Here is a 19,265-nt window from a genome sequence, read left to right on the forward strand (position 1 = left end):
TTTTAATCCCCGACTTTTGGATACATTTCAAAGTCGGGGATTTTTATAACTCAAATTTCTCAACCCAGATTCCACTTGTAATGATGATCTTTGCAAAGCAATCCATAGTAAAATGAGTAACGAAAAAACTGCCATACGAACTACCTATTTCAGCCTTCTTGGCAATTTTAGTTTGGCCTTGGTAAAAGGTTTGGCCGGATTTTTTGGGAACTCCTATGCACTGATTGCCGATGCCATAGAATCCACAACGGATATTTTTTCGTCACTTTTGGTTTTGTTAGGATTTAAATATGCGGAAAAACCACCTGATGAAAACCATCCCTATGGCCATGGTAAAATAGAACCACTCATTACATTCATTGTTGTAGCTTTCTTGGTCACCTCCGCCACGATCATTGCGTACGAAAGTATTCAGCATATACAAACCCCTCATAAAACACCGGAGTCATGGACGTTGATTGTTTTGGGAGTCATTATTTTATGGAAAGAGATATCATATCGGGTTGTCATCCGAAAAAGTAAACAGACCCAAAGTTCTTCGTTGAGAGCGGATGCTTGGCACCACAGAAGTGATGCAATAACATCGGTAATGGCCTTTTTGGGTATTTCCATAGCACTCATATTCGGTGAAGGCTATGAGACAGCCGATGATTGGGCCGCTCTGTTGGCATCGGGATTCATTCTATATAATAGTTATTTGATTTTTCGTCCGGCCTTGGGCGAAATAATGGATGAACACCAATACGATGATTTGATATTGGAGGTTAGGAAAAAATCCTCCCAGGTAGAAGGAGTTTTGGGTACAGAAAAATGTTTTATCCGAAAATCAGGGATGATTTACCATGTAGACCTTCATGCCATAGTAGATGGCAAAATATCTGTAGAACGAGGCCATTGGATTGCCCATAACCTAAAAGATCATCTTCGAAAAGAGATTCCCAATTTAGGACATGTATTGATTCATATAGAACCGAACGAATACACTTACAAATAGGGACTTATGCTTTGGTTAATGGGTTAAATGGATTATCTTATTCATCTAAACCTAACTACCATGACCAAACTCTCCATTCTTTTTTTTAGTTGTTTTCTAGTGTTGATTTCCTGTAATACGGATGAAAAATCAAAATATGGCATAGCTGTAAGTTTTGATGAAACCGTTGGTGCCGCAAGTAAAGATGGGCGATTGCTCCTCATGCTTTCCACGGACGACAGCAAAGAACCACGTTTTCAAATCAATGATGGCTTAAACACCCAACTTATTTTTGGAATGAATGTGGATGGAATGTCAGCCGGCGAATCCATTACGTTTGATGAATCCATTTTCGGATATCCTTACCCTAGTTTATCCGAAGTTCCACCTGGAGAATATAATGTTCAAGCATTATTGCACGTGTATGAAACTTTTGATCTATCCACGGGACATACTGTAAAACTCCCTATGGACAATGGCGAGGGCCAGCATTGGAACACCTCTCCCGGAAATCTATACAGCAAGCCCTTTAAAATAACGGTTGGGGAAAACGGAGTCGAAAATGTGTCTGTAGTCATGGATCAAGAAATTCCTCCAATCCCCGAACCAGAGGATACAGAATGGATCAAGCACATTAAAATTAAATCGGAAAAATTATCGGAATTTTATGGAAGGGATATGTATTTGGGAGCCCATGTGCTGTTGCCCAAGGGTTTTGATGAGCATCCCGAAGCAAAATATCCGTTAATGGTCTTTCATGGTCATTTTCCAAGTGATTTTAGAGGATTTCGCACTACCCCACCCGACCCGAATTTAGAACCAACCTTTTCGGCACGTTTTGATTTGGACGGTTACAATATTATTCAACAACAAGAGGCTTATGATTTTTATAAACGTTGGAACGAACCCGATTTTCCGCGCTTCCTAATTATAGAAATTCAACACCCAACCCCCTATTACGATGACTCCTATGCTGTAAATTCTGCCAGTCAAGGACCCTATGGAGACGCCATTACCTACGAATTGATTCCTGAAATCGAGAAACAATTCAGAGGGATGGGTGAAGGTTGGTCACGTTTTTTATATGGTGGTTCAACCGGAGGCTGGGAAGCCTTGGCCGTGCAGGTAAAATACCCCGAGGAATACAATGGTTGCTTTGCCGCTTGCCCAGACCCAATTGATTTTAGGGCCTATTGCCTTACCAATATTTATGAAGATGACAATGCGTATTATTACGATTCAGAGCATAAGAAATTAGAGGTTCCCTCCCATCGAAATTATTTGGGGGATATCCAATCCACTCTACGGCAGGGGAATCATTTAGAGCTTGTTTTAGGTGACAAATCCAGATCAGGACAACAATGGGATATTTGGGAAGCTACCTATTCCCCTCAAGGAGATGATGGCTACCCAGTTCGGATTTGGGACAAAATGACCGGTGACATCAATCACGATGTAGCTGAATATTGGAAAGAAAATTACGATTTGAGATATATTTTGGAACGTGACTGGGACAAATTAGGCCCACAGCTAAAAGGTAAAATCCACATCTATTGCGGCGACATGGACAACTATTATTTAAACAATGCGGTCTATTTGATGGAAGATTTTCTGGAAAGTACCAGCGAACCTTATTATGATGGTGAAGTTCTGTATGGCGACCGTGCGGAGCACTGTTGGAACGGGGATCCCGACCAGCCCAATGCCATTAGCCGCTTAAGGTATAATTCCATGTACGTACCAAAAATTATGAAACGTATTGCAGAAAGTGCGCCGCAAGGAGCAGACTTGACCAGTTGGAGATACGAATAAATCAATGATCACATTCTTTAGAAAAATTAGGAAGGACTTCCTTTCTCAAGGAAAAATGGGAAAGTATTTAAAATACGCCGTTGGAGAAATTGTTTTGGTGGTCATTGGTATTTTGATTGCTTTACAAGTAAATGATTGGAACGAAAACAGAAAAAGTAATGTTTTTGAGCAGGAAATGCTTGCCCAAATACAGGAAAACATAGGAAATGACAAAATTTCCCTTAAGAAAATCCAGGATAATTTTAAAAAAGCAATTACCTCCATCGATAAAATTATGGATCATCAACAGCATAAATACCCGGATAGTTTGAAGTTTTGGCTGGGGGATATCGTCCAGTTCGAAAGGTTCGCCTCAATAACCAATTCCTACGAAGCCCTAAAATCCAACGGATTGGATAAAATGTCGGACAACGAGCTGCGGTTGCTTTTAAGTAATTATTACGACAATGATATAAAGCAAGTAAGTAGGTCGATCACCGATGTGGAATACTCATTTCTGACCGATTGGAAACCATTGTTACAGGAAATATCCCTCGTTGACTTTAAGTTTCGGGAGTATGTCATAGTTACGGACCCAACCATTTTTGATACCCATTCCAAAGCGCGTAACAACTTAATCTTGAACAAAGACAATTACGCAGGAGGAGTCAATCGAATTTCCACCGTCATCCAATCCATTGAAAAAATCGAGCATAGGTTGTCAATGCTAACGGATGAATAGCATATCCTGAGGAATGCAGTTTATCGTTTTCCATCAAACTAACCTATATCATAGGATTGTATTTTGAATCGCATTACCTTCTAAAGGTCAAATTCAAAATATATTCCAATGGAATCTGATGTAAAAATGCCCAAAGAAGGTCCAAAGGACGGTAAAAAGGTGTTTAAGAAGCTAAGAACTTGCTCCCGAACCTTTTTCTACATTTTGAACCGTGAATTTGGCCATTTAAAAGAGCTGGAAGAACGTGCATCTGATGCACTGGCCGGAGGAATTATGCAAGAGGGTCATCAATGCGGTATGCTTTGGGGAGCATCCTTGGCAGTAGGGGCCGAGGCTTATAGAAAATGCAAGGATAAAAATCAGGCTATTTCCGTGGCTGTCCATGCCACGAAAAATATCATGGACTCATTTTCAGAACGGGAACACACGATAAATTGCCGCGATATTACCCACTGTGACTTTTCCAGTAATTTAAGTATGGCCAAATACTTTTTCACCGGAAGGTTTTTGCACTGCTTCAATCTAGCCGAACAATGGGCACCAGAGGCAATAAAATCGGCTATTCAAGGTATATCGGAGAGTAAAAGCGAAACCTCGGGGGAATGCCATAGCTGTGCTTCCGAGGTTGCCAAAAAAATGGGGGCAAGTGATGAAGAGTCCATTATGGTAGCCGGATTTGCAGGAGGCCTTGGTTTAAGTGGGGCTGCATGTGGCGCTCTGGCTGCAGCAATTTGGATGAAATCCCTCCAATGGTGCCGTGAAGTAACTGAAAGATCGTCCATGGACAACCCTTATGCAAAAGAAACTTTGGATACATTTTATCAATATACCAACTCGAACATTTTGTGTTCCCAAATAACAGGTAAGCAATTTGAAAATATTGAGGAGCATACAGGATTTATAAACAATTCTGGATGTGAAGAACTTATAAATGTTCTGTCAAATTCTTAAAAAGAATGGAACTCTTAAAAGAAAATCTTATCCCATGGTCCATAAGCAATGGTCTCGCCTTAATTGTTCTGGCAACATCTTTTCGATGGACAAAGCTTACTCGATTGCTCCTTTTTATACTATTTGCCTGGGCCAGTTGGTTAAACTATACCACTGCCCATAAAACACCCGAATTTTATTTACTTTATGCCAACTTCACCCCATTTGAAGGGTATCACAATTTCATAATACATTGGTTCAAGTCCAACATTGTTACTACTGTTACCTTAATATCGATTGGACAGGGGCTTATCGCCTTTGGTATTATCTTAAAGGGAATGGTTGTTAAAATCGCATGTGCGGGAGCCATACTATTCTTTGTTGCCATTGCTCCATTGGGTATTGGTTCGGGATTTCCTGCTACGCTTATAGCCGCAGCAGCTACCTTTTTAATATTAAAAAAAGATAATTTGGATTATTTGTGGCACTTTAAAAAAAATGGTGAACACAAAGAGCTTTAAAATGAATCAAACTATAGTTAATCTATAAAAACCTACAATCAAAATGAAAAAAAGAGAAGAGTACAGGAAATACATTTATATGGGAATTGTGGTAATTTCTATAGGAGTTGTTTTCTCAGCAACCTTCGAAGGAAATGTTGAATCTTTGGGAAATGTTCTGGTAGCTGTTGGTGGATTGTTATTTATTGTTGGAATGAGCAAAAAGAAAAGGGAAGAAAAAGACAATCAATAAAAAACTAATTAACCAATTTTGGCTCCAACCAAAACCAGCCCAAACACAAAAGAAGCACGATATAAAACCACCATGGTGATATAGGCTTCAATTCCTTTTTTGTTGCAGAAACGGAGGCGGCAAAACTGTTGGTCTTACCAAACGTCCGATAATTGGCTTTTAAAGTCCGTGAATCAGCAATAGACTGCAATTGATTCTGTCCATAGACGAAATATGAAAATGGCGCAATAGAATCATGGGAAACCTGGAGTTGGTTCCACCCTGTTTTTCGAGGATATTGCGTTCCTGTCCATTTATGGGCCATCAAATCATCCTGAAGCAACGTAATAGTAGTCCCCTCATCGGTTTTCAAGGTCAAATCGTTTAAAGCAGTATACAACTCAAATTCAAAAGGCTGGTCTGGTCTTGGATATTGGGTAACACTTGACCATTCCGCTACACTTTGTCGTTCCTTCGCTATACTGTTTAAAATTTGAGTCCAGATATGAGCATAAAGCGGTTCGTTCCCATCCAAAATCAGTTGATAGGTGTTTTGGAGCAATGTAGTGCCCACCTTACCCGTTTGTACCGGTACATAGGCAGCCAGAGCAACGGAATCTGCCAGAACTTTCTGTTTTCGAATTTCTTCTTGAAATGCAAATGGATATTTTTGTAAGGTCTGTTCCGGTTCCCCAAACATGATCTCCGTTATAAAATCCCGATTGAATTTAAATGGGTAACTACTGTCTCCACGTCTGAACAAGCTTTCATCGGGTTGGATAAAAACACCCAGTCCATTTGATTCGACGATCTCTTCCATAGCTGCTTTTGATGCTCTTCCAAGACCAGTGTAAGAATCCGTATCGATAATCAATAGATCATACTCCTTTAAATTTTCGGAGGTAAAACCATAAATAGGGTCCGATGATCCGTTGAAGTACTCGAACTTGTACTTGTCTTTGGTAAGTTGCGTACGTGCCAAGACTTCATGACCCCGATCGGTCAAGAAATTCTTGAGATATTTGGTCTCAAAAGTTGGGAAGGTATTGACCATCAATACTTTTAAGGGCTCACCTTCCACCACTTTAATGGGAAGGGGCTCATCCGAGAGCAGCCCCTTCTCGTTCTTCACCAAAAGATGGTATACAAACTCTCCGCTTGCTATGGGGGTGGTCCTGAATGTGACCACCTGCTCCCCTATTTCCTCAAAAGGGACCGAGTCCAAAGGATTGCCGCCATTGTCGGTCAAAACGGCCCAATGCCCCGCTTCAGGATTGGAGTATTTTGCATTTATTTCCAGTGACTCCCCTAAAATTGCTTCACTCTTATTCGGACTGATAGCCGTCCATCCTTCCACATTTTCGCCACCCAAAAAAGCAACGGATTTATCCTGTATTTGCCACAAATCAAATGGAACCAGCCCATGACCGAGAAGAAACAGTGAGTCCGTATCTTCCAAAATCGATAAAGTTCTTCCTTTGGTGTACTCCTCCGTCGGGATCCTTTTGTATATGGCTGTTAAACTGTCCAGTTGGGCGGGTCGATAACCATGGGTCAGAACGATTCCTTTACCACTTGAGGATTCTTGCCGGTTACTTGGCTTCAATACAATCATAACAAGTGAGATAATGGCCAAAAATGCGGCCACCAACTTTATCCAAAACCTTTGTTCCCTTCGCTGCGACCATTCTTTCCAAACAAAAACCACGAAAAGTAACAGTCCGATCAACACTGCGGGCCATAAGAAATTCTGATTCAAGAAAACCGCACCATCACTCATATACATCCAATTCTTTTAAATACAATAGATTGATTTCGTCTTGGTATCTTGCTTTTTTCATAGGATTGTCATCCACTTGAGGCAACACGGACAAAAGATTTTTCTGAACCATCCGGTAATTTTCTTCGGTTCTGTTGACGGCTTTTCCCAAGTCACGCAACCCTTGCAATACTTTCAAATATTTTACCGGTTCTGAGATGGCCTTTTCTGCCAATTCGTTTCCTGCATCAACAAAAAGAGCGCCATCGGTATCCGAAAATGATGCTTCGTTTTTTATCAAAACCTCTAAGCGTGAAATAGCTTCCCTGGTTGCAGCAAAAGACATTTGGTACACATATTCTTCCTGTTTATCAAAATTGGTGATATCTTCAATATCGCCGCTCAACCTGTTCTCCTCTTTAATGGGAGGGGGGTCAAAACCAATACGGTGTACATAGATTCTAGCACTATTTTTAATATCCTGGATTATTTTGAGCGCATCATATTGATGTGGCAACGATTTTTCGGGTTCATACAGTCTCAGGTATAGTTCGGCATCCCACATAATGTTCAAGGCATCCCTAAGTTTTGCTTTTAAGGATTTCTCGAACAAGGTCGACTCCTCCGGGTCCGAATGATTGTGCAGATAATCATGGAGTGGGTCTTCCTCTTCTACTTGATCCTCATTTTCATGGTCGTGTTCTTCAACTAAATTATGTTCGTTCTCGTTATCGTGTTTATGACTGTATCCATCCAGAAGATCTTCCTCCCCCTCTTCTCCAGAGTGTTCCTCAGCTTCTCCCTCTTCAGTAGATGAAACCTGCCCAGGGGCCGCTTGCATTTCGGTCTCATCTCCCATAAACTGTCCGTACTTTAAGCGCAGCTGTTTTTGGTCAAAACCTAGTTCATTGCTCCTAAACTTGAAATCCTTTTCGGAAATATTGGGCCGATCGGCAATCAATTTTTCGGTATCTATAATCAATTGACGCTGGCTCCTAAAATAGTCGGGCATCAAGTCAACGCCCAAATTTCCCTCCACTGCAAATGCATCGGTAAGGGTATCACGGATTACAGCAAAATATGTTTCGCTGCGAGCAATGTTCGGTGATGGTGTTTTTTGATCAAGTGCCTCCACATAAAAATAGAGTTCGTCCCCCGGTTCCATTTTAAGGGCATCAAGATCCAATTGTTTTTTAAGCCGAAGTAACTTTTCCCCTTTGGGAACAGCATTATCAAATGGTACGGTCTCCTCCCTAAACTTTACAGACTCGCCTGATCCCCTACTTACCGTTGCAACAATGTAGGCGTCGGCAATCCCAAAATCATCTGAAATATTGGTGTTCAACTTCAAGCGTTTGTCGTCATCGAATTCGAAATAGCTATAATTGTCCAATCCCATAATTTGAACCATGGGTGGTTCATCGGTCACCATTTCCAAGGAATATAGATCGCTAACATAGTCGTTGCCATCAGCATCTTTAAAAGTAAAACTATAAAATCCAGAGGCCTCCAAAGTCTTGCTCAATCGATACCCGGTCTGGTTTTTTGTAAAACTGATGCGCTCTCCCATCAGGTCCATTTCCACTTCCGTTACTTTTCCTTCGAATTTCAGGTTCCAAACAATTCTGGAGCCTTGTACCGCTTTAATGTTGGGGTCCGTTGTGTTCAATGCCCCCTTTTTAGTATAACTTGGATACTGAACGGTTATGCTCGTACCTGTTAATTCAGGAATTTCAAGGGTGGCGGACAGGCTGTCTTTTGGAGCAAAAGTGATTTGTTCCTTATTGGATGGTGTCGCGTTTAAGGGATTTTCCACCTTGGCCAATATAAAACCTGCTGCAAGTCCCAGTAAAATCAATCCGAACATTACAAGGGCCGCCCGGAGCAAATTATGGGGAGGTATTAGTTTGGACAAAACAGGCTGTAATTGCTCTGCTATGCGATATTGCTGCAGCCTGGACAGATTGGAGAGTTCATGGTCCGGAGATAACAAAAGACCGCTACTATATCCGGCCTGGGGCAAATGGGCATCAATATAAGCTACGGCGTTTTCCGAACTTATGTTCCATGGTTTTAAAACAAAAACAGCAATTACCGCAGCGATTGCAATCCCTATAATTCCATAGAACAGATTATGGGTCAACAGGTACACAAAACCACCAAACCCAACAGCATAGAATGTCGCTTCCACATACATGGATTGCCGCCATCGGCGTTGAAATTGTTTTATATCCCCTGCTCCGATCATTGTTTTTTATAATTCGCTATCAACCGTTCCAGAATCATCAACCCTGCAAGTAAACAAAATACCCACAGGGAAATATCGATCATGGTCGCCCTTTCCCGTTTCTTTTTAGGTTCCACATAATTGGGGTTGATCTCAGTTTCATCCAATTGCCTTACATCAACTTCCCGTACCAATGCCTTTAATTCCTTGTTCAAATCCAAAATATCCAATAACTGTTCCGGCAGGTGCTTTTCTACCGTGTTTTTAGGATTTAATCTTGAAGTGAGGTGATATATATTTTTTGCATTTGTCAATTCAATCAACTGTTTGGCCATAGGATTTGGCCAATAAATCAACCATTTGCCCTCTGGATGGTCGTTTGCTTCATTACCCAACCAGATATTCAAAGTTGTTTCATTATTGGGCAATATATCCTCCTCTTTGTGAATAATGATCTCCCGCTTTAAAAATGCTGATAGGGCCCTAAAAGATGCTTTGATATAATTTTCTTCCCGTTCAAAATTTTCTTCAACATACATATTTATATGAAGCGTATCCAAACTTATCAATGGAACTGTTTTTGCAGCACTGGAAAGTAAACGAAGACTATCCCCGCTATCAAAAATTTCAAAGCCATCGACCAACAATTCCCTATGGATCCCGGTTGCAACACTATTGCTCGAAGATGTGATCAATTCAACTCCAGACTCACCATTTAAAGCCAGCAAGGGTACATCCTGGGTTTCTTCGGATTCCATGACCACCCAATGAATTTTCTTTTGGGTATTGGGCCGCATGCCCCGAATACCTTTTACCATTGCCTTGGTGAACACCACAATGCTATCGGAACGCAACGAATCGATTTTTTGCACCAGTTGCCAATAGTTGGGTTGCTCTTGATCCCCACTATAATCAATATCCGTTTCCCATTCAGGAAAACCTTTTTTCAACAAAAAAACCGGGGAATCCTCGTGTAAACTATCCAAAATACTGCCTATGGATGGCTCGTTGGCAATGGATGCCTCAACCAAATATGTGATCTGTTTTTGATTACCGTTGATGCGCCATTGAGGACCCGCCATCAGCAGAACAATAAGTGCAACGATCAACATTCGAAGCAACAGCAACAACCATTCATTCAACTGAATGCTGCTGGATTGCCGTGAATTGGATTCGTCCAATAATTGGATACTTCCAATTTTTACGGTCCTAGCCTCCTTCTTGCTCCAGAAATGGATGGCCAAGGGAACCAAAAGTCCCAAAAGTGCCCAGAGATATGAAGGATTCGCAAAAACCATTTACACCAATCGTATTCGTTCCTTTAAAAAGAGCTGCAAAGCATCGCCCAAATCACTGTCCATTCTAAACAGATGATAGTGAACACCTTGGGACAGCAACCGCTCTTTGGTCTGTTTTATTTTTTCTTCCAAGGTCCTCAAGTAGGCGGCCTTGGCCTTATTAACGTCCACTTTTACTTTCGCTCCTGTTTCCAAATCTTCAAAAGTGATCGAGTTTTTATAATTAAAATCCATCTCTGAACCCGCCATAATTTGAAGTACCACTACCTCATTATTTGCCGTTTTCAAGTTATTTACAAAGTCTGACAGTTCGGAAACATCTTCATACATATCGGTCAAAAAAAACACCAGCTCCTTTTCTCCCCTAATGTGTATCCTGCGCGAGGCAATAGAAAGTTCGGGCCATCTCCCTTTGGTGGATATCTTTAACAGTTCGAGCAATAAACGGTTAAAGTGTTTTTGGTCCGCTTTGGGGTAAATGCTCACAAAATCATCTTCATTTAGGGCAAAAAGACCTACGGAATCCCCTTGTTTTTGTGCCATATGGGACAGACAGGCTACCATGACGCGGGCAAACTCCAATTTGGAAATCCCGTTCTCTTCGTGCTCCATGGATGCACTGGCATCTACAATAAACTTAACGGTTACATGACTTTCCACTTCGGATTGTTTAATGTAGTACCGCCCAGAGCGTGCCAACATTTTCCAATCGAGCAGCCTAAGGTCGTCCCCAGGTTCATAACCTCGGTATTGACTGAATTCCATACCGGGCCCCACGCTCTTGCTCCGATGCAGACCAGATGTATATCCTTCCACCACAATACGTGAAATCAAGCTAAGGCCCGATACGGTATTGATGACTTCCGGTTGTAAAAGGTCGTGGTAGTCCCTGGCCGCCATTATTTATCCCTTAATTGAACTGATTTCAATATTTCTTTTGTGACCGTATCCGAAGTGATTCCTTCGGCATCTGCCCTAAAGTTCACGAGCACCCTGTGCCGCAGTACGGGCAAAACCACGGTTTGCAAGTCTTCCAAGGTAACGGCCAATCGGCCTTCCAGGAGTGCATTTGCCTTAGCTGTCAAGATCATGGCCTGACCAGCGCGGGGACCAGCTCCCCAATCCACCCATTGTTTCACATAATCCACCGATGTAGTATCTGGCCGGGTGGCCCGTATCACATCGCTCACATATTGAATCAATCCATCACTAATGGAAACTTCCCGGACCAATTGTTGTAATCTGATGATATCCTTTCCCGACAACACTTTGTTCAATTTCGCCTTTTTGGTTCCGGTGGTAGCCTTTAAGATTTGTGTTTCCTCCTCATCCGTTGGATATCCAATTTTGATGTACAACAAGAATCTATCCTGTTGCGCTTCCGGCAATACAAAGGTTCCTGATTGTTCTATGGGGTTTTGTGTGGCCAATATAAAGAATGGCCTGTCCAACTGGTATGTTTTGTCTCCATAGGTCACTTCAAACTCCTGCATGGCCTCCAAAAGGGCCGCTTGTGTTTTTGGGGGCGTTCGGTTGATTTCGTCCGCCAAAATGATATTGGAGAAAATTGGTCCTTTATTAAACTTGAAGAACTTTTTGCCCGTTGTATGGTCCTCCTCCAAAATTTCAGTTCCGATAATATCCGAAGGCATCAGGTCGGGTGTAAACTGTATCCGTTTGAATTTTAAATCTATAGCGTTGGAGAGCGTACGAATCATCAAAGTTTTGGCCAGTCCTGGAACACCTTCGAGCAAAGCATGCCCTCCTGCTAAAAATGTGATCAGCAATTGGGAAACGGTCTCGTCTTGACCTATAATTACTTTGCCAATTTCCTTTTTAAGGGCAATCAGTTTTTCGGAAAGCCCTTCTACTTCATTTGCAATTTGTTGTAGTTCTTTATCCAAATTAGTATCGTTAAGAGGTTAAAGCGTATAAAACAATATTTACCGCAAATCGGGTATTGTCAATTTTATACCATCGTTTGTTTCTAAAGTCGTAATCCCATTCGCAGCCGTAGTCCTTGTTGCTGTATAGCACACCGATTCTTCCATCGATTACAATGGCTTTGAGGTAATCGTGCACCAAATCGTCTCCCCACCCGTTAAGCTCTTGCGATGTAGTGGGCGGACCATCATCAAACTCAAAGAAAATGGTATAGATTTCGTGGTCATTGGGTATTTTTTTCAATGCTCCGGACCCAAATATTTCTTCCATTTGGCGTTCGAAGGATTTGGCGAACAGGCCATCAATATCATGGTTACAGTCATCGGCAAACACAAAACCGCCATTGCGGACATATTTTTCAAAGTTTTCCCGTTCCTTCTTGGTGAACTGGACCAGTTTATGGCCCGAAATATAACAAAAGGGGCTTTTAAAAATATCGTCGCTGGCGAGGGTAATGATTTTTTCTTGGGTATCCACCTTGAGAGTGGTATACTCAACTAAAGAATTCAACAAATTGGAAGGCATACGCTGGTCCACCTCCCAATCTCCCGATTCATACTGTAAGCGTGTAAAAAAGAATTCGTTATCCAATGCCATTTGGGTCGTAGGCTAAAAAGTTGCCAAAATAAAAACTGGCGATCAAGGATAACCTGATCACCAGTTTGTTTTAATTCCAATGTTTATACCGCGTCCGAAAGACTGGTGAAAGTAAAGTCACGAATCTTCATATAGGGTATTAAGTTACCATTGACACGTACTTGTTGTCCAAGAGATTCCAAATTATTCAACATAATGATCGGGCTCTCATTGAACCTGAAGTTTTTTACTGGAAACTTGATTTCTCCATTTTCAATATAAAAAGTTCCATCCCTTGTCAAACCGGTGTACAATAAGGTTTGTGGATCCACGCTTCGGATATACCAAAAGCGAGTTACCAAAATACCTTTTTTGGTTCCCTTTATCATATCCTCAAGGCTTTCATCTCCACCTTCCATAATACCATTGCTAGGGAAAGGTACAGGGTCTACACCTTTTTGTTCCGCCCAATAACGGCTGTAAGCCAAATTTTTGACCACTCCATTTTCTATCCAACTGGTTTTTTTGAGTGGTTGTCCAGCCCCGTTCCATGTAGATGTTGGTACATCCGGGTGCAATGGATCGGACCAAATATTAACACGTTCGTCCACTATTTTTTGACCGATTTTTGTTCCACCTTCTTTTGCGGACATAAAACTTCTACCTTCATCGGCAGATCTTGCATCAAAAGATCGGAACATGTTTCTCAAAAGCCCAATCGATGCCGCAGGTTCCAAAATCACCGTATACTTTCCTGGTTCAATTGCTCGTGCCTCTCTCGACATAACAGCTTTGTCGATAGCCACTTTTGATGCCTCATCAGCATCAAACTTGGAAATATCATTGTAATCCCTTGTTACCCAGCCCGAACCTGTACCATCATTGGTACGCATGGTTACAGTAAAGTCCACATCGGTGGATTGGTTATATGCAAACAGTCCGTTGGAGTTGATCATCGCCGAAAATTGGGCCGAATCGTCCAAGAACCCAGCTGCGGTCACATCTTTTGCTGCTGCGGGAACAATACTACTATTGGCCACCTCTGCTCTGTATTCGGGTGTTACATTGGCCGTAGCTTCCTTAAACGTGATAGCTTCGTCATATTCTTGTGGTCCCAAGGGTGGCATAAACTCGGGGTTCTCTGGTGACAACTGAGCGAGTTCTTCCGCTCTTCTCACCACTTTTTCCAATGATGCATCATCGAACTCATCTATGGTCGCAGTACCCACTTTTTTACCAAAGCTTGATTGTACCGCTAAACTTTGAGTTGATCTATACCCTGCCGTGGACACGGTATTTCTAGCATACCGGATGTTTCCACTATTACTTCCGCTTAGGTTTATTTCGCAGGCATCGGCCTTGGAAAAACTCAATGCTTTTTCCAAAATCTTTTTTGCTTCTTCTCTTGTATATATAGCCATTGTCTTATTATTTGATTAAATAAACCTTAAATGGTTCTACCTGTATTGATTACATTGATTCCATTAAATCTGGATGTAGAGCTACCGTGCGAAACGGCGCTTACCTGTGAAGGTTGTCCTTTTCCATCAAAGAAAGAACCAAACAACCTATAATCATCCTTATCACAGATTTTCACACAAGAATTCCAGAATTCTTGGGTATTGGACTGATATGCTACATCATCGAGCATACCAACAATCTCACCATCCTTGATTTCATAGAATAAGGTTCCTCCGAACTGGAAGTTGTAACGCTGTTGGTCGATGGAATAAGAACCTCGACCTAGAATATAAATTCCTTTGTCCACATCCTTGATCATGTCCTGCAAGGAATACTTTTCCTTACCTGGCTCCAATGAAACATTGGGCATACGCTGGAACTGCACATCTTCCCAACTTTGGGCATAACAGCATCCGTGGGATTCGTTTTGATCGATCATATGAACTTGATCACGTATGGCCTGATAGTTCACCAAGGTTCCGTTTCTTATCAAATCCCATTTTTTGGTCTTCACGCCTTCATCATCATATCCTACGGCGCCCAGAGATCCAACTTGGGTTTTATCGGCTACAATGTTTACAATGTCGCTACCGTAATTAAAGTTTTTCGACTCCCATTTATCCATGGTCGCAAAACTGGTTCCTGCATAATTGGCCTCATAACCTAGTACACGATCCAATTCCAATGGGTGGCCCACAGACTCATGAATCGTTAATCCAAGGTGGTTGGGTTCCAAAACCAAATCGTATTTACCGGCTTCCACCGATTTAGCGGTTAACTTTTGCCTGGCTTGCTTAGCTGCCAAGGTAGCATCTTCCACAATATCATAACTTCTGTTATAAAGTTTAATACCTTCTGGACCTGAAAGTTTTTCGGATTCCAAACCATCCATATACTCATATCCCATACCCATTGGGGCACTCAATGCCTGACGACTCTTAAATTTTCCTGCCTGGCGATCAATCGCCGTAACATTGAAGGTTGGCCAAATGCGGTGTACGTCTTGATCTATATAAGAACCATCTGTAGATGCAAAATACTTTTGCTCATTCACCATGAAAAGTGCCGAGTTCACAAAGTTGGCACCATTTTCCATGGCTGCGGAATTTGCGCTCAAAAGCAAATCGACTTTTTCCGAGATAGGCACTTCCTTAAAGTCTTTTTGGATCGGTGTTTTCCAAGATACCTCACCATGTGCCTCAACTGGTGCCAACACCACGGGCTCTTTCTGTATTTTGGAATTTGCCTTGGCAATGGCTACGGCATGTTGTGTAGCTTTTTTAATTCCATCCTCAGTCACATCATTGGTTGAGGAAAAACCCCAAGTACCATTGGCAATAACCCTGATTCCTATTCCAAATGATTCGGTATTTACTACATTTTGGACCTTGTCCTCCCTGGTAAAAACATATTGGTTTAAATATCTTCCTATTCGAGCATCCGCATAGGTGGCTCCCATGGACTTTGCCGTATTAAGGGCAACATCGGCCATTTTCTTTTTGAGTACGGTATCCATACCCGGTTCGAGCAAGGCTTCTGTGGGAATGTTGTTTCCCATAAGAAGCGAGGGCATCATCATGGCCCCTGCACCCATACCGGCGTACTGTACAAAATCTCTTCTTTTCATATGTTAGTTATTTGATTTATTTTGAGTTAACAATGGGTAGGTATCTGCTAAAATTGGTTTCATCAAATCCATGGGTCTTAAAATTAAGTAGTGCGTATTTAGCTTTATGTTAATTTTAACCTAAAATCCTAGATCAGTGGTTATAATCTGTTACATTTTCCAGTGAGAAACAATGATTTGTTTTCAGATTCCTTGCCGCTCTTGAAATCCGTCACTTATTTTAAATAAAATGCAATACGTCATATTTTTATGTATCACTTTTCTGTAAATTGTTACACTTTCACTGATATTTTTTGAAGATAATGACAGAAAACATGAAAACTTTGGGAATGATCGGAGGAACTTCTTGGCATTCCACGATAGCTTACTACAGGCTCATTAATCAAATAGCCTCAAAAATAATTGGTGATTGGGCCAATCCTCCATTGATCATACACAGTATCAATATTGAATTGATGCGGGAACAGAACAAAGAGAAAATCAACACGACATATTTAGAGACTGCAAAAAAACTCCAAACTGCTGGTGCGGAGGCAATAGTAATCTGCGCGAATACGCCTCATATGGTTTATGATTTTGTACAGCCCAAAATAAATATCCCCATTCTACATATTGCCGATGCAACAGGAAAGGAAGCCCAAGGTCTAGGGCTGAAAAAACTTGGATTATTGGGCAATAGACCCACGATGACCGGAAGCTTTATCCCTAAAGTTTTAATGGATAATTATGGTATAGAAACCATTATTCCGGATAAGGAGTACATTCCACAATCACACGAATACGTTTCCAAAGAGCTTACACAGGGCGTATTCTCCGAAGGAGCCAAACAATTTTATTTAAAACAAATTGAATTGCTGAAAGCAAGAGGTGCAGATGGAATAATCTTGGGATGCACGGAGCTACCGTTATTGATACAGCAAAGTGATGTTGATATCCCCACCTTGGCAACAACTGATTTACATGCCCAAATGGCGGTTGATTTTATCTTTGATAAATAGTATATTAAAGCAAATTGTTTTCCAACAGTTAAACTCCTGTTAAGTATCCATTATGTAACATACGTTACTGCGACATCTATAGTTATAAGTTAATTTTATCGAGAATTTAATATCAATAAATATAATTTATAACACTATGGAAAAGCCTTATTCAGAAAACGAAAAAGTAAATCAAATGCCCCGAATTGGGGATACTGCTCCAGATTTTGAAGCTGTAACTACCAAAGGAAAAATAAAATTCTCAGAGTTTGCAAAGGATAAATGGACTGTTATGTTCTCTCACCCTGCAGATTTTACTCCTGTCTGCACCACAGAAATGAGTGGGTTCGCTCAAAGAAAGGATGAGTTCGAAGCATTGAACACCGAACTTATCGGTTTGAGCATTGATAGTATCCACGCTCACTTGGGATGGGTTCAAAACGTAAGGGAAAATACCGGCGTATACTTTGATTTTCCCATTATCGCCGATTTGGATATGAAGGTGTCTAAGTTGTACGGAATGCTTCAACCCAATGAAAGTGAAACTGCAGCAGTTCGGGCAGTTTTCTTTATAGATCCTTCTAAAAAAATCAGATTGATCATGTACTACCCTTTAAATGTTGGAAGAAACATGGATGAAATTTTAAGGGCTTTGGAAGCATTGCAAACTTCGGATAAGCATAAAGTATCTATGCCATTGGATTGGAAAAAAGGAGACAAAGTCATAGTTTCCCCTCCCAAGACATTGGACGAGTTGAACGAAAGAATTACAGATGATTCTTTGGAAAAGGTAGATTGGTACCTTGCCAAAAAGGAAATCTAAAAAAAACATTGTTGAATACAGGGCACCTTATTTCAGTGCCCTTTTAAACCCTATTTTATGGAAATAAAACAGTTTGAATATAAACCATTGGCCCACTATTCCTATGCCATTGTGGACAATGGTGAAATGGCCGTTATAGATCCAGAAAGGGATCCTATGCAATACTATGCCTTTGCCCAAGAGCATGAAGCAAAAATAGTAGCCGTTATTGAAACCCATCCACATGCTGATTTTATAAGCTCCCACTTACAGATACACAAGGAAACCGGAGCCTCTATTTATCATAGCAAAGATTTGGGGGCCGATTATGAATATGAACCTTTTGATGAAGGCCAGCATATTATGGTCGGCGACATCAAAGTATCTGCGCTGAACACTCCAGGGCACTCACCGGACAGTATTACAGTTGTAGCGGAAAAAGATGGAAAAACTGCACTTTTTACAGGTGACACACTTTTTATTGGTGACGTTGGCCGACCAGATTTACGCGAAAAAGCAGGCAATATGACTGCAAAACGCCAAGAACTGGCCGAAATGATGTACCATAGCATCCAAAATAAATTCAAAGACCTGCCCGATGGGGCCTTGGTCTATCCTGCACACGGAGCGGGTTCCCTATGTGGAAAAAACTTGAGTTCCGACAACAGTAGCACCTTGGGCAACGAAAGAATGGGTAATTGGGCCTTTAAACCACAATCGAAAGAAGAATTTGTGAATACCCTTTTGGACAGTCAGCCCTTTATCCCATCTTATTTTGGTTTTGACGTGGACACCAATAGAAAAGGTTCGGAAAACCTAAGAACATCCATAGCACAAGTCCCCTTAAAACTAAATACCAGCATTAATGGGTTAATTGTGGATGTAAGGGATGAAAACGAATTTAAAAAAGGTCATCTACCAGGAAGTATCAATATTATGGCAGTTTCTGAAAACTCCAAATTTGAAACTTGGCTGGGAGCCATTATAAATCCAGAAGAGCCATTTAGCTTGGTTGTTGAAAAACCTTCCGATGCAGAAAGTATATTGAAGAGGGTTGCCAAAATCGGGTATGAGAAACAAGTGAAATTAGTTTTAACGTTGGACGAAAACGCACTAGTGCAAAGTGATAAACTAGATCTTACACATTTTAAAAACAACCCGGACAAATATACTATTGTAGATATCCGCAATAAAAGTGAAATCGAGGAAGGAAAGTATTTTGAAAGTGCATTGACCATACCCCTGAACGACCTTAGGGCTTCATCAACACAAATACCCAAAAACAAACCCATTATAGTTCACTGCGCTGGTGGGTATCGAAGTTCTGCCGGAAGCAGTATCATTGAAAGTTTAAGTGAGAATGTCCAGGTCTATGATCTTGGAGACAACATCAATGATTTTATATAAAGCATATGCCCTTCTTTAA

General features: G+C 41.2%; 17 protein-coding genes. 9 read left to right on the forward strand and 8 right to left on the reverse strand.

Annotation, left to right across the window (positions count from 1 at the left end; all coding sequences use genetic code 11):
• The first annotated feature begins 112 nt into the window (after positions 1 to 112).
• The 6 genes from J0X13_RS06755 to J0X13_RS06780 all read left to right on the forward strand — a co-directional run bounded on the left by J0X13_RS06755 (position 113) and on the right by J0X13_RS06780 (position 5,189).
• Positions 113 to 994: a cation diffusion facilitator family transporter gene (locus tag J0X13_RS06755; protein ID WP_207070651.1), complete on the forward strand. Its 882-nt coding sequence runs from the start codon at positions 113 to 115 to the stop codon at positions 992 to 994.
• A gap of 60 nt (positions 995 to 1,054) precedes the next feature.
• A complete protein-coding gene (locus J0X13_RS06760) occupies positions 1,055 to 2,785 on the forward strand; it encodes an alpha/beta hydrolase-fold protein (RefSeq protein WP_207070652.1) in 1,731 nt (576 codons plus the stop codon).
• A 4-nt stretch (positions 2,786 to 2,789) separates the two neighbouring features.
• Positions 2,790 to 3,506: a DUF6090 family protein gene (locus J0X13_RS06765; RefSeq protein WP_207070653.1), complete on the forward strand. Its 717-nt coding sequence runs from the start codon at positions 2,790 to 2,792 to the stop codon at positions 3,504 to 3,506.
• A 108-nt stretch (positions 3,507 to 3,614) separates the two neighbouring features.
• Entirely contained in the window at positions 3,615 to 4,457 is an 843-nt protein-coding gene (locus tag J0X13_RS06770; RefSeq protein ID WP_207070654.1) for a C-GCAxxG-C-C family protein, read from the forward strand.
• 5 nt (positions 4,458 to 4,462) lie between these two features.
• Positions 4,463 to 4,957, forward strand: coding sequence for a hypothetical protein (locus tag J0X13_RS06775; protein WP_207070655.1), 495 nt, complete (start codon positions 4,463 to 4,465; stop codon positions 4,955 to 4,957).
• 43 nt (positions 4,958 to 5,000) lie between these two features.
• Positions 5,001 to 5,189, forward strand: coding sequence for a hypothetical protein (locus J0X13_RS06780; protein WP_207070656.1), 189 nt, complete (start codon positions 5,001 to 5,003; stop codon positions 5,187 to 5,189).
• 4 nt (positions 5,190 to 5,193) lie between these two features.
• On the opposite strand, the gene J0X13_RS06785 is transcribed toward J0X13_RS06780, so the two are convergent.
• The 8 genes from J0X13_RS06785 to J0X13_RS06820 all read right to left on the reverse strand — a co-directional run bounded on the left by J0X13_RS06785 (position 5,194) and on the right by J0X13_RS06820 (position 16,060).
• On the reverse strand, positions 5,194 to 6,948 hold the full coding sequence (locus J0X13_RS06785; RefSeq protein ID WP_207070657.1) for a hypothetical protein: 1,755 nt from the start codon (positions 6,946 to 6,948) through the stop codon (positions 5,194 to 5,196).
• Positions 6,941 to 9,175 carry a tryptophan-rich sensory protein gene (locus tag J0X13_RS06790; RefSeq protein ID WP_207070658.1) on the reverse strand — a complete coding sequence of 745 codons (2,235 nt, stop codon included), beginning with the start codon at positions 9,173 to 9,175 and terminating at the stop codon, positions 6,941 to 6,943. Before J0X13_RS06790 ends, J0X13_RS06785 begins: the two co-directional genes overlap by 8 nt.
• Entirely contained in the window at positions 9,172 to 10,452 is a 1,281-nt protein-coding gene (locus J0X13_RS06795; protein ID WP_207070659.1) for a BatA domain-containing protein, read from the reverse strand. Before J0X13_RS06795 ends, J0X13_RS06790 begins: the two co-directional genes overlap by 4 nt.
• Entirely contained in the window at positions 10,453 to 11,352 is a 900-nt protein-coding gene (locus J0X13_RS06800) for a DUF58 domain-containing protein (RefSeq protein WP_207070660.1), read from the reverse strand. It abuts the gene before it with no gap.
• Positions 11,352 to 12,356 carry an AAA family ATPase gene (locus J0X13_RS06805; RefSeq protein WP_207070661.1) on the reverse strand — a complete coding sequence of 335 codons (1,005 nt, stop codon included), beginning with the start codon at positions 12,354 to 12,356 and terminating at the stop codon, positions 11,352 to 11,354. Before J0X13_RS06805 ends, J0X13_RS06800 begins: the two co-directional genes overlap by 1 nt.
• 10 nt (positions 12,357 to 12,366) lie before the next feature.
• The gene (locus J0X13_RS06810; RefSeq protein WP_207070823.1) at positions 12,367 to 12,987 is read right to left on the reverse strand and encodes a DUF4159 domain-containing protein; all 621 of its coding nucleotides are present in this window, start codon (positions 12,985 to 12,987) and stop codon (positions 12,367 to 12,369) included.
• A gap of 89 nt (positions 12,988 to 13,076) precedes the next feature.
• Positions 13,077 to 14,393: a TldD/PmbA family protein gene (locus J0X13_RS06815; protein ID WP_207070662.1), complete on the reverse strand. Its 1,317-nt coding sequence runs from the start codon at positions 14,391 to 14,393 to the stop codon at positions 13,077 to 13,079.
• 26 nt (positions 14,394 to 14,419) lie between these two features.
• On the reverse strand, positions 14,420 to 16,060 hold the full coding sequence (locus J0X13_RS06820) for a TldD/PmbA family protein (protein ID WP_207070663.1): 1,641 nt from the start codon (positions 16,058 to 16,060) through the stop codon (positions 14,420 to 14,422).
• Positions 16,061 to 16,374: 314 nt separating this feature from the next.
• Between J0X13_RS06820 and J0X13_RS06825 the strand changes: the two genes are divergently transcribed.
• The 3 genes from J0X13_RS06825 to J0X13_RS06835 all read left to right on the forward strand — a co-directional run bounded on the left by J0X13_RS06825 (position 16,375) and on the right by J0X13_RS06835 (position 19,246).
• The gene (locus tag J0X13_RS06825) at positions 16,375 to 17,058 is read left to right on the forward strand and encodes an aspartate/glutamate racemase family protein (RefSeq protein WP_207070664.1); all 684 of its coding nucleotides are present in this window, start codon (positions 16,375 to 16,377) and stop codon (positions 17,056 to 17,058) included.
• 136 nt (positions 17,059 to 17,194) lie between these two features.
• On the forward strand, positions 17,195 to 17,860 hold the full coding sequence (locus J0X13_RS06830) for a peroxiredoxin (protein ID WP_207070665.1): 666 nt from the start codon (positions 17,195 to 17,197) through the stop codon (positions 17,858 to 17,860).
• A gap of 57 nt (positions 17,861 to 17,917) precedes the next feature.
• Positions 17,918 to 19,246: an MBL fold metallo-hydrolase gene (locus J0X13_RS06835; protein ID WP_207070666.1), complete on the forward strand. Its 1,329-nt coding sequence runs from the start codon at positions 17,918 to 17,920 to the stop codon at positions 19,244 to 19,246.
• Positions 19,247 to 19,265 lie beyond the last annotated feature (19 nt).

The sequence above is a fragment of the [Muricauda] lutisoli (nom. illeg.) genome, from assembly GCF_017313105.1.
Taxonomy (GTDB): domain Bacteria; phylum Bacteroidota; class Bacteroidia; order Flavobacteriales; family Flavobacteriaceae; genus Flagellimonas; species Flagellimonas lutisoli.

Bases quoted from the DNA above. Each gene is read 5' to 3' on its own strand.
- J0X13_RS06760 (WP_207070652.1), top strand. From the start codon at position 1,055: ATGACCAAACTCTCCATTCTTTTTTTTAGTTGTTTTCTAGTGTTGATT.
- J0X13_RS06785 (WP_207070657.1), bottom strand. From the start codon at position 6,948: ATGAGTGATGGTGCGGTTTTCTTGAATCAGAATTTCTTATGGCCCGCA.
- J0X13_RS06790 (WP_207070658.1), bottom strand. From the start codon at position 9,175: ATGATCGGAGCAGGGGATATAAAACAATTTCAACGCCGATGGCGGCAA.
- J0X13_RS06755 (WP_207070651.1), top strand. From the start codon at position 113: ATGAGTAACGAAAAAACTGCCATACGAACTACCTATTTCAGCCTTCTT.
- J0X13_RS06820 (WP_207070663.1), bottom strand. From the start codon at position 16,060: ATGAAAAGAAGAGATTTTGTACAGTACGCCGGTATGGGTGCAGGGGCC.
- J0X13_RS06825 (WP_207070664.1), top strand. From the start codon at position 16,375: ATGAAAACTTTGGGAATGATCGGAGGAACTTCTTGGCATTCCACGATA.
- J0X13_RS06815 (WP_207070662.1), bottom strand. From the start codon at position 14,393: ATGGCTATATATACAAGAGAAGAAGCAAAAAAGATTTTGGAAAAAGCA.
- J0X13_RS06835 (WP_207070666.1), top strand. From the start codon at position 17,918: ATGGAAATAAAACAGTTTGAATATAAACCATTGGCCCACTATTCCTAT.
- J0X13_RS06775 (WP_207070655.1), top strand. From the start codon at position 4,463: ATGGAACTCTTAAAAGAAAATCTTATCCCATGGTCCATAAGCAATGGT.
- J0X13_RS06795 (WP_207070659.1), bottom strand. From the start codon at position 10,452: ATGGTTTTTGCGAATCCTTCATATCTCTGGGCACTTTTGGGACTTTTG.
- J0X13_RS06770 (WP_207070654.1), top strand. From the start codon at position 3,615: ATGGAATCTGATGTAAAAATGCCCAAAGAAGGTCCAAAGGACGGTAAA.
- J0X13_RS06800 (WP_207070660.1), bottom strand. From the start codon at position 11,352: ATGGCGGCCAGGGACTACCACGACCTTTTACAACCGGAAGTCATCAAT.
- J0X13_RS06830 (WP_207070665.1), top strand. From the start codon at position 17,195: ATGGAAAAGCCTTATTCAGAAAACGAAAAAGTAAATCAAATGCCCCGA.
- J0X13_RS06765 (WP_207070653.1), top strand. From the start codon at position 2,790: ATGATCACATTCTTTAGAAAAATTAGGAAGGACTTCCTTTCTCAAGGA.
- J0X13_RS06780 (WP_207070656.1), top strand. From the start codon at position 5,001: ATGAAAAAAAGAGAAGAGTACAGGAAATACATTTATATGGGAATTGTG.